The sequence below is a fragment of the Streptococcus mitis genome (assembly GCF_003944325.1).
Classification (GTDB): domain Bacteria; phylum Bacillota; class Bacilli; order Lactobacillales; family Streptococcaceae; genus Streptococcus; species Streptococcus mitis_CW.
Genome location: NZ_RJPX01000024.1, coordinates 24,221 through 35,820 on the forward strand (window position 1 = coordinate 24,221; position 11,600 = coordinate 35,820).

Below are 11,600 nucleotides of genomic sequence, written 5' to 3' on the forward strand. Positions count from 1 at the left end.
AGAAAGAAGAAAAAATTTTTGAAATCTCCTATTTTTTTGGTATAATATAGTTATAAAATTAGTTATAAATATTCACATAAGAGGATTTTATGAGAAAAAGAGATCGTCATCAGTTAATAAAAAAAATGATTACTGAGGAGAAATTAAGTACACAAAAGGAAATTCAAGATCGGTTGGAGGCGCACAATGTCTTTGTGACGCAGACAACCCTGTCTCGTGATTTGCGCGAAATCGGCTTGACCAAGGTCAAGAAAAATGATATGGTGTATTATGTACTAGCAAATGAGACAGAAAAGATTGATTTGGTGGAATTTTTGTCTCATCATTTAGAAGGTGTTGCAAGAGCAGAGTTTACCTTGGTACTTCATACCAAATTGGGAGAAGCCTCTGTTTTGGCAAATATTGTAGATGCAAACAAGGATGAATGGATTTTAGGAACAGTTGCTGGTGCCAATACCTTATTGGTCATTTGTCGAGACCAGCACGTTGCCAAACTCATGGAAGATCGTTTGCTAGATTTGATGAAAGATAAGTAAGGTCTTGGGAGTTGCTCTCAAGACTTATTTTTGACAAGGAGAGACGGAAAATGGCGATAGAAAAGCTATCCCCCGGAATGCAACAGTATGTGGATATTAAAAAGCAATATCCAGATGCTTTTTTGCTCTTTAGGATGGGTGATTTTTATGAATTATTTTATGAGGATGCGGTCAATGCTGCGCAGATTCTGGAAATTTCCTTAACGAGTCGCAACAAGAATGCCGACAATCCGATTCCTATGGCGGGTGTTCCCTATCATTCTGCCCAGCAGTATATTGATGTCTTGATTGAGCAAGGCTATAAGGTGGCTATTGCTGAGCAGATGGAAGATCCTAAGCAAGCGGTTGGGGTTGTTAAACGAGAGGTTGTTCAGGTCATTACACCAGGTACAGTGGTCGATAGCACTAAGCCGGACAGCCAGAACAATTTCTTGGTTGCCATAGACCGTGATGGCAGTCAATTTGGACTAGCTTACATGGATCTGGTGACTGGTGACTTTTATGTGACAGGTCTTTTGGATTTCACGCTGGTTTGTGGGGAAATTCGTAATCTCAAGGCGCGCGAAGTGGTGTTGGGTTATGACTTGTCTGAGGAAGAAGAACAAATCCTCAGTCGTCAGATGAATCTGGTGCTTTCCTATGAAAAAGAATCTTTTGAGGATGTCCATCTACTGGATTCGCGTTTGGGAAGCGTAGAACAAGCGGCATCTAGTAAGCTGCTCCAGTATGTTCATCGAACCCAGATGAGGGAATTGAACCACCTCAAACCTGTTATCCGCTATGAAATCAAGGATTTCTTGCAGATGGATTATGCGACTAAGGCTAGTTTGGATTTGGTTGAGAATGCTCGTTCAGGCAAGAAGCAAGGCAGCCTTTTCTGGCTTTTGGATGAAACCAAGACGGCTATGGGGATGCGTCTGTTACGTTCTTGGATCCATCGTCCTTTGATTGACAAGGAGCGAATCATCCAACGTCAAGAAGTGGTGCAGGTCTTTCTTGACCATTTCTTTGAGCGTAGTGATTTGACAGACAGTCTCAAGGGTGTTTATGACATTGAGCGTTTGGCTAGTCGGGTTTCTTTTGGCAAAACCAATCCAAAGGATCTCTTGCAGTTGGCGACCACCTTATCTAGTGTACCACGGATTCGTGCGATGTTAGAAGGGATGGAGCAACCTGCTCTAGCCTATTTGATCGAACAACTAGATGCCATTCCAGAGTTGGAGAGCTTGATTAGCGTAGCGATTGCTCCTGAAGCGCCTCATGTGATTACGGAAGGTGGTATTATACGGACTGGATTTGATGAGACCTTAGATAAGTACCGTCGCGTTCTCAGAGAGGGGACTAGCTGGATTGCTGAGATTGAGGCTAAGGAGCGAGAAAAATCTGGTATCAGTACGCTCAAGATTGAATATAATAAAAAGGATGGCTATTATTTCCATGTGACCAATTCGCAACTGGGAAATGTGCCAGCACATTTTTTCCGCAAGGCGACGCTGAAAAACTCAGAACGTTTTGGAACCGAAGAATTAGCCCGTATCGAGGGAGATATGCTAGAGGCACGTGAGAAGTCAGCCAACCTAGAGTACGAAATTTTTATGCGTATTCGTGAAGAGGTCAGCAAATACATCCAGCGTTTGCAGGTTCTAGCTCAAGGAATTGCGACGGTTGATGTCTTACAGAGTCTGGCAGTTGTGGCTGAAACCCAGCATTTGATTCGACCTGAGTTCGGAGACGACTCACAAATCGATATCCAGAAAGGGCGCCATGCTGTCGTTGAAAAGGTTATGGGGGCTCAGACCTATATTCCAAATACGATTCAGATGGCAGAAGATACCAGTATTCAACTGATTACGGGGCCCAATATGAGCGGAAAGTCAACCTACATGCGTCAGTTAGCCATGACGGCGGTTATGGCTCAGTTGGGTTCTTATGTGCCAGCAGAAAGCGCTCATTTGCCGATTTTTGATGCCATTTTTACCCGTATCGGAGCAGCAGATGACTTGGTTTCAGGTCAATCAACCTTTATGGTGGAGATGATGGAGGCCAACAATGCCATTTCGCATGCGACTAAGAATTCTTTGATTCTTTTTGATGAGTTAGGACGGGGAACTGCAACTTACGATGGGATGGCTCTTGCCCAGTCCATCATCGAATATATCCATGAGCACATCGGAGCCAAGACCCTCTTTGCCACCCACTACCATGAGTTGACCAGTCTGGAGTCTAGTTTACAACACTTGGTCAATGTTCACGTGGCAACCTTGGAGCAGGATGGGCAGGTCACTTTCCTTCATAAGATTGAACCAGGCCCAGCTGACAAATCTTACGGTATTCATGTTGCTAAGATTGCTGGCTTACCAGCAGACCTTTTAGCAAGGGCAGATAAGATTTTGACTCAGTTAGAGAATCAAGGTACAGGAAGTCCAGTTCCTATGAGGCAAACAAGTGCTGTCACTGAACAGATTTCACTCTTTGATACGGCAGAAGAGCATCCTATCCTAGTAGAATTAGCTAAACTGGATGTTTACAATATGACACCTATGCAGGCTATGAATGTCTTGGTCGAGTTAAAACAAAAATTATAAAGCCAAGAATGACTAGTTATTCTAGTTGTATCAAGGAGACTTCTTTGACAAGTTCCCACTTTTTTGCTAGAATAACATCACACAAACAGAATGAGAAGGAGCTGACGCATTGTCGCTCCCTTTTGTCTATTTTTTAAGGAGAAAATATGCTGATTCAGAAAGTAAAAACCTACAAGTGGCAGGCCTTGGCTTCGCTTCTGATGACAGGCTTGATGGTTGCTAGTTCACTTCTGCAACCGCGTTATCTGCAGGAAGTGTTAGATGCCTTACTTGCTGGGAAATATGAAGCTATTTATAGTATCGGGGCTTGGTTGATTGGTGTGGCCTTGGTCGGTCTGGTTGCTGGCGGGCTCAATGTTATCCTTGCAGCCTATATTGCCCAAGGAGTTTCATCCGACCTTCGGGAGGACGCCTTCCGTAAAATCCAAACCTTTTCTTATGCCAATATTGAACAATTTAATGCGGGAAATCTAGTTGTTCGTATGACAAACGATATCAACCAGATTCAGAACGTCGTCATGATGACCTTCCAAATTCTTTTTAGACTTCCCCTCTTGTTCATCGGTTCGTTTATCCTTGCAGTTCAAACCCTCCCCTCCCTGTGGTGGGTGATTGTTCTCATGGTAGTCTTGATTTTTGCCTTGACTGCTGTCATGATGGGAATGATGGGCCCTCGTTTTGCCAAGTTTCAAACTCTTCTTGAGCGCATCAATGCTATCGCCAAGGAAAATCTGCGCGGTGTTCGTGTGGTCAAATCCTTTGTCCAAGAAAAAGAGCAGTTTGCTAAGTTTACAGAGGTCTCAGACGAACTTCTCGGTCAAAATCTTTATATCGGCTATGCCTTTTCAGTAGTGGAACCCTTTATGATGTTAGTTGGCTATGGGGCGGTTTTCCTCTCTATTTGGCTGGTCGCGGGAATGGTTCAGTCGGATCCTTCTGTTGTTGGTTCCATTGCTTCCTTTGTCAATTACCTGAGCCAGATTATCTTTACCATTGTTATGGTTGGATTTTTGGGAAATTCTGTCAGCCGTGCCATGATTTCCATGCGTCGTATTCGAGAAATTCTTGACGCAGAGCCAGCTATGACCTTCAAGGATGTCCCAGATGAAGAGTTGGTTGGAAGTCTTAGCTTTGAAAATGTAACCTTTACCTATCCAATGGACAAGGAACCAATACTGAAAGATGTGACCTTTACTATTGAGCCTGGTCAAATGGTTGGTGTAGTTGGAGCGACTGGTGCAGGAAAGTCAACCTTGGCTCAATTGATTCCACGTCTCTTTGACCCACAGGAAGGCTCTATTAAAATCGGAGGCAAGGATATTCGAGAAGTGAGTGAAGGAACCCTGCGTAAAACAGTGTCTATCGTTCTCCAACGTGCTATTCTATTCAGTGGAACCATTGCAGATAACTTGAGACAGGGTAAGGGAGATGCTACTCTATTTGAAATGGAACGCGCAGCCAATATTGCCCAGGCTAGTGAATTCATCCATCGTATGGAGAAAACCTTTGAAAGTCCAGTTGAGGAACGGGGAACCAATTTCTCTGGTGGGCAAAAGCAAAGGATGTCGATTGCCCGTGGAATTGTCAGCAATCCACGTATTCTGATTTTTGATGATTCGACCTCGGCCCTAGATGCTAAGTCAGAGCGCCTAGTGCAAGAAGCCTTGAATAAGGACTTGAAGGGAACAACAACCATTATCATCGCGCAAAAGATTAGCTCGGTTGTTCATGCAGACAAGATCTTGGTTCTAGATCAGGGACGATTGATTGGTCAAGGGACACATGCAGACTTGGTTGCCAACAATGCTGTTTATCGTGAAATCTATGAAACACAAAAAGGAAAGGAGGAGTGACATGAAAACAGTTCAATTTTTCTGGCATTACTTTAAGGTCTACAAGTTCTCATTTGTGGTTGTTATCTTGATGCTGGTTCTATCAACTCTTGCCCAAGCCCTCTTTCCGGTCTTTTCTGGACAAGCGGTAACAGAGCTAGCCAATTTAGTTCAAGCTTATCAAGATGGCAATCCAGAACTTGTTTGGCAAAGCCTATCAGGAATTATGGTCAATCTTGGCCTGCTAGTTTTGGTTCTCTTTATCTCCAGTGTCATATACATGTGTCTCATGACGCGCGTGATTGCAGAGTCGACCAACGAGATGCGCAAAGGTCTCTTCGGTAAGCTTGCTCGCTTGACGGTTTCTTTCTTTGACCGCCGACAAGATGGCGATATCCTGTCTCGTTTTACTAGTGATTTGGATAATATCCTCCAAGCCTTTAATGAAAGTCTGGTTCAGGTCATGAGCAATATTGTTTTATACATTGGTTTGATTCTTGTCATGTTTTCGAGAAATGTGACGCTGGCGCTCATCACCATTGCCAGCACACCAGTGGCCTTCCTCATGCTGATTTTCATCGTGAAAATGGCACGCAAATACACCAATCTACAGCAGAAAGAGGTAGGGAAACTCAACGCCTATATGGATGAGAGTATCTCAGGCCAAAAAGCCGTAATTGTCCAAGGAATTCAAGAGGATATGATGGCAGGATTTCTTGAACAAAATGAGCGCGTGCGCAAAGCAACCTTTAAAGGAAGAATGTTTTCAGGAATTCTGTTCCCTGTCATGAATGGGATGAGTTTGGTTAACACAGCCATCGTCATCTTTGCGGGTTCAGCTGTTTTATTAAATGATAAGACTATTGAAACTAGTACAGCCCTCGGTTTGATTGTTATGTTTGCCCAATTTTCTCAGCAATACTACCAGCCTATTATTCAAGTTGCAGCTAGTTGGGGAAGCCTCCAGTTAGCCTTTACAGGGGCTGAACGGATTCAGGAAATGTTTGGTGCAGAGGAAGAAATCCGACCTGAAAAGGCTCCAACCTTCACTAAGTTGCAAGAAGGTGTTGAAATCAGTCATATTGATTTCTCGTATTTGCCTGATAAACCTATTTTGAAAGATGTCAGCATTTCTGCTCCGAAAGGACAGATGACAGCAGTTGTTGGTCCAACAGGTTCAGGGAAAACGACTATTATGAACCTCATCAATCGCTTTTATGATGTTGATGCTGGTGGGATTTGTTTTGACGGCAAAGACATCCGTGACTATGATTTAGATAGTCTCAGAAGCAAGGTGGGAATTGTCTTGCAAGATTCAGTCTTATTTAGTGGAACCATTCGAGACAATATCCGTTTCGGTATGCCAGATGCTAGTCAAGAAATGGTTGAGGCAGCAGCCAAAGCAACCCACATTCATGACTATATCGAAAGCTTACCTGATAAATACGATACTCTTATAGATGATGACCAGAGCATCTTCTCAACAGGACAAAAGCAATTGATTTCTATCGCTCGAACCCTGATGACAGATCCAGAAGTTCTCATTCTCGATGAAGCAACTTCAAACGTAGATACGGTGACAGAAAGTAAGATTCAGCATGCTATGGAGGCGGTTGTAGCGGGTAGAACCAGTTTTGTCATTGCCCATCGTTTGAAGACCATCCTCAATGCAGACCAGATTATTGTCCTTAAAGATGGAGAAGTCATTGAACGCGGTAACCACCATGAACTTTTGAAACTAGGTGGCTTCTACTCAGAACTTTATCACAATCAATTTGTTTTCGAATAAGAAAGAAGTTGTCCTATGTGGGCAGCTTTTTCTTGTCCATAAAAAATTTTTATCACAGCCTTAAAAAAAACATATTAGACGAAAGTCATTTTGAGTGATATGATAGGACTATCGTTATACTCAATGAAAATCAAAGAGCAAACTAGGAAACTAGCCGCAGGTTGCTCAAAGCACTGCTTTGAGGTTGTGGATAGAACTGACGAAGTCAGTAACCATACCTACGGTAAGGCGACGCTGACGTGGTTTGAAGAGATTTTCGAAGAGTATTAACATTCGAAAGGAGAGACATCATGACTAGAACGGTTGTAGGAGTTGCTGCAAATCTATGTCCAGTAGACGCAGAAGGCAAAAACATTCACTCATCTGTATCTTGTAGATTCGCAGAGAGTATTCGTCAAGTCGGTGGTCTTCCTTTAGTCATTCCTGTTGGTGATGAGTCAGTTGTACGCGATTATGTGGAAATGATTGACAAACTTATTTTGACAGGCGGTCAAAATGTCCATCCTCAGTTTTATGGAGAGAAAAAGACCATCGAGAGCGATGATTACAATCTAGTCCGTGATGAATTTGAATTGGCACTCTTGAAGGAAGCTCTCCGTCAGAACAAACCAATTATGGCAATCTGCCGTGGTGTCCAACTTGTCAATGTTGCCTTTGGGGGAACCCTCAATCAAGAAATCGAAGGTCACTGGCAAGGACTACCTTTCGGAACATCTCACTCTATTGAGACAGTGGAAGGAAGCGTGGTGGCTAAGCTATTTGGAAAAGAAAGTCAGGTCAACTCCGTCCATCGTCAGAGTATCAAAGATTTGGCACCTAATTTCCGTGTAACTGCTATTGATCCCAGAGACCAAACCATCGAAGCGATTGAATCTATCGACGAGCACCGTATTATCGGTTTGCAGTGGCATCCAGAGTTTCTAGTTAATGAAGAAGATGGCAATTTAGAATTATTTGAGTATTTATTGAATGAACTGTAACGACTGGAACATCTAGTCGTTTTTCTTTTATTATTTCAAAATTTTTGGAATGTGGGATTTTTACGCAAACGTTTGAATTCTGATAAAAATTGGAGAAATTCGACAAAAAAACTTGAAAAAAACGAAGGTAAGCGTTATGATAGAAAAGAAGAAATATTGGAGGAATAACATGTCACATATTAAATTTGATTATTCAAAAGTTTTAGACAAATTTGTTGCCCCGCATGAAGTGGAATACATGCAAGCACAAGTAACAGCAGCAGATGAATTGATCCGTAAAGGAACTGGTGCTGGTAGCGACTTTTTGGGTTGGTTGGACCTTCCTGAAAACTACGACCGCGAAGAATTTGACCGTATCTTGAAAGCTGCTGAGCAAATTAAGTCAGACAGCGATGTTTTGGTTGTGATCGGTATCGGTGGATCTTACCTTGGTGCCAAAGCAGCAATCGACTTCTTGAATCACCATTTTGCTAACTTGCAAACAAAAGAAGAACGCAAAGCTCCACAAATCCTTTACGCAGGAAACTCAATCTCATCTACTTACCTTGCTGACTTGGTAGAGTACGTAGCTGACAAAGACTTCTCAGTAAACGTGATTTCTAAATCAGGTACAACAACTGAACCAGCTATCGCTTTCCGTGTCTTCAAAGAACTTTTGGTTAAGAAATACGGACAAGAAGAAGCAAACAAACGTATCTATGCAACGACTGACCGCCAAAAAGGTGCTGTTAAGGTTGAAGCAGACGCTAACGGTTGGAAAACATTTGTTGTTCCAGATGATATCGGTGGACGCTTCTCAGTATTGACAGCTGTTGGTTTGCTTCCAATCGCAGCATCAGGAGCTGACATCAAAGCCCTTATGGAAGGTGCTAACGCAGCTCGCAAAGACTACACTTCAGATAAAATCTCTGAAAACGAAGCTTACCAATATGCAGCTGTTCGTAACATCCTTTACCGTAAAGGCTATGCAACTGAAATCTTGGTAAACTATGAACCATCACTTCAATACTTCTCAGAATGGTGGAAACAATTGGCTGGTGAATCAGAAGGGAAAGACCAAAAAGGTATCTACCCAACTTCAGCCAACTTCTCAACTGACTTGCACTCACTTGGTCAATTTATCCAAGAAGGAACTCGTATCATGTTTGAAACAGTTGTTCGTGTTGACAAACCCCGTAAAAACGTGATTATTCCTAGCTTGGAAGAAGACCTTGATGGACTTGGGTACCTTCAAGGAAAAGACGTTGACTTTGTAAACAAAAAAGCGACTGACGGTGTTCTTCTTGCCCACACAGATGGTGATGTACCAAACATGTACGTGACTCTTCCAGAGCAAGACGCTTTCACTCTTGGTTACACAATCTACTTCTTCGAATTGGCTATCGCCCTTTCAGGTTACTTGAATGCTATCAACCCATTTGACCAACCAGGTGTTGAAGCTTACAAACGCAACATGTTTGCCCTTCTTGGAAAACCAGGATTTGAAGAATTGAGCAAAGAACTTAACGCACGTCTATAATAGAAGAAAAGAGTGGTTTGTCCACTCTTTTTACTCTCTTTATTCATAGCAATTGGACTCAGCCAAGACTTGTGATATAATATAGAGAGCAAAAAGGCAGACGCCTAGAGACTTTATAGGAGAAACTATGTCAAAAGATATCCGCGTACGTTACGCACCAAGTCCAACAGGACTACTACACATCGGGAATGCCCGTACAGCATTGTTCAACTACTTGTATGCACGTCATCATGGTGGAACTTTTATCATTCGTATAGAAGACACTGACCGTAAACGTCATGTCGAGGATGGTGAACGTTCACAACTTGAAAACCTTCGTTGGTTAGGAATGAATTGGGATGAAAGCCCAGAAACACATGAAAATTACCGCCAGTCTGAACGTTTGGACTTGTATCAAAAATACATCGACCAATTGCTAGTTGAAGGAAAAGCCTACAAATCTTATGTTACAGAAGAAGAGTTGGCAGCTGAACGCGAACGCCAAGAAGCAGCTGGCGAAACACCACGCTACATCAATGAATACCTTGGTATGAGTGAAGAGGAAAAAGCAGCTTACATCTTAGAACGTGAAGCAGCAGGGATCATCCCAACGGTTCGTTTGGCTGTCAATGAGTCAGGTATCTACAAGTGGCATGATATGGTTAAAGGCGATATCGAATTTGAAGGTGGCAATATCGGTGGTGACTGGGTTATCCAAAAGAAAGACGGCTACCCAACTTACAACTTTGCCGTTGTCATCGATGACCATGATATGCAAATTTCTCACGTAATCCGTGGAGACGACCACATTGCTAATACACCAAAACAGCTCATGGTTTATGAAGCACTTGGTTGGGAAGCTCCAGAGTTTGGTCACATGACCTTGATTATCAACTCTGAAACCGGGAAAAAATTGTCTAAGCGCGATACCAACACCCTTCAGTTTATCGAAGACTACCGTAAAAAAGGTTATTTACCAGAAGCAGTCTTTAACTTTATCGCCCTTCTTGGTTGGAATCCAGGTGGCGAAGATGAAATCTTCTCTCGTGAAGAATTGATTAAACTTTTCGATGAAAACCGCCTCAGCAAGTCTCCAGCAGCCTTTGACCAGAAAAAACTAGACTGGATGAGCAATGATTATATCAAGAATGCAGACCTAGAAACTATCTTTGAAATGGCAAAACCATTCTTAGAGGAAGCAGGCCGTTTAACTGACAAGGCTGAAAAATTGGTAGAACTCTATAAGCCACAAATGAAATCAGTAGATGAGATTATCCCATTGACAGATCTCTTCTTCTCAGATTTCCCAGAATTGACCGAAGCAGAGCGCGAAGTCATGGCGGGAGAAACGGTCCCAACAGTTCTTGAAGCCTTCAAAGCAAAACTTGAAGCGATGACAGATGATGAATTTGTAACAGAAAATATCTTCCCACAAATCAAAGCTGTTCAAAAAGAAACAGGTATTAAAGGAAAAAATCTTTTCATGCCAATTCGTATTGCTGTTTCAGGTGAAATGCATGGGCCAGAATTGCCAGATACTATCTTCTTGTTAGGCCGTGAAAAATCAATCCAGCATATTGAAAATATGTTAAAAGAAATCTCTAAATAAGAAGGATGCAATAATGGACATCTGGGAAAAGATGTACGAAGAAGCACGGAAACTATACGATCCACATGAAGTATCTGATTTTGTTTACGCTAACCATGTCGTAGCCGCAGTAGAAGCAGAAGATGGACAAATATTTACAGGATTCTGTATGGAGGGAACCTGTGGTGTTTTCCATCTCTGCGCAGAGCGAGCGGCACTCTTTAATATGTACCAATTTTCAGGACAAACTAAGGTTAAAAAAGTATTAGCCTTTCGAGACAGACCGCCTTATGGTGGAAGTTCAGGAATGCCCTGTGGAGCTTGCAGAGAATTCCTTTTAGAGTTGAACGCTGAAAATAAAGATGCAGAATTCATGATGGACTACGATAGAAGAAAGATAGTGAAAGTCGCAGAACTAATGCCCTATTGGTGGGGAGAAGAACGTGCTTCTAAGTTTAATAATAAATAGAAGAGTCAGTATAATTCTGGCTCTTTTTACTTAACTTAAAAAAGTTTAAAAAAAGTGTTGACAAAGTTAGAAAAGGCTGTATAATAGTAAGAGTTGAAAATAACAACTCTGGTCCGTTGGTCAAGGGGTTAAGACACCGCCTTTTCACGGCGGTAACACGGGTTCGAATCCCGTACGGACTATGGTATATTGTGGTTTGAAACACTTGATGAAAAAAGTTTAAAAAAGTTTCAAAAAAGTGTTGACAAGCGAAAGCGACTGTGATATACTGATATAGTTGTCACTTGAGAGAAGTGAGTGACAAAGACCTTTGAAAACTGAAC

At 42.3% G+C, this 11,600-nt stretch carries 8 protein-coding genes and 1 tRNA gene; all 9 read left to right on the forward strand.

Translation table 11 applies throughout. The annotated features are described in order from the left end of the window. The first annotated feature begins 89 nt into the window (after positions 1-89). Positions 90-536 carry an arginine repressor gene (gene argR, locus D8787_RS07635; protein ID WP_001231476.1) on the forward strand — a complete coding sequence of 149 codons (447 nt, stop codon included), beginning with the start codon at positions 90-92 and terminating at the stop codon, positions 534-536. Between the two features lie 50 nt (positions 537-586). Further along, positions 587-3,121 (forward strand): DNA mismatch repair protein MutS, encoded by a 2,535-nt coding sequence (gene mutS / locus D8787_RS07640; protein WP_125422451.1) that lies wholly within the window; start codon positions 587-589, stop codon positions 3,119-3,121. Positions 3,122-3,267: 146 nt separating this feature from the next. Further along, positions 3,268-4,974: a multidrug efflux ABC transporter subunit PatA gene (gene patA, locus D8787_RS07645; RefSeq protein ID WP_125422454.1), complete on the forward strand. Its 1,707-nt coding sequence runs from the start codon at positions 3,268-3,270 to the stop codon at positions 4,972-4,974. Between the two features lies 1 nt (position 4,975). Next, on the forward strand, positions 4,976-6,742 hold the full coding sequence (gene patB / locus D8787_RS07650) for a multidrug efflux ABC transporter subunit PatB (protein ID WP_125422457.1): 1,767 nt from the start codon (positions 4,976-4,978) through the stop codon (positions 6,740-6,742). Positions 6,743-7,032: 290 nt separating this feature from the next. Next, on the forward strand, positions 7,033-7,722 hold the full coding sequence (locus D8787_RS07655) for a gamma-glutamyl-gamma-aminobutyrate hydrolase family protein (protein ID WP_033687443.1): 690 nt from the start codon (positions 7,033-7,035) through the stop codon (positions 7,720-7,722). Positions 7,723-7,891: 169 nt separating this feature from the next. Continuing rightward, positions 7,892-9,241: a glucose-6-phosphate isomerase gene (locus D8787_RS07665; protein ID WP_125422460.1), complete on the forward strand. Its 1,350-nt coding sequence runs from the start codon at positions 7,892-7,894 to the stop codon at positions 9,239-9,241. A 127-nt stretch (positions 9,242-9,368) separates the two neighbouring features. Further along, positions 9,369-10,829, forward strand: a complete 1,461-nt coding sequence (gene gltX / locus D8787_RS07670; protein WP_125422463.1) for a glutamate--tRNA ligase — start codon at positions 9,369-9,371, stop codon at positions 10,827-10,829. 13 nt (positions 10,830-10,842) lie between these two features. After that, positions 10,843-11,277, forward strand: a complete 435-nt coding sequence (locus tag D8787_RS07675) for a cytidine deaminase family protein (protein ID WP_125422466.1) — start codon at positions 10,843-10,845, stop codon at positions 11,275-11,277. A 110-nt stretch (positions 11,278-11,387) separates the two neighbouring features. Beyond that, positions 11,388-11,459 (forward strand) — tRNA-Glu (locus D8787_RS07680). Positions 11,460-11,600 lie beyond the last annotated feature (141 nt).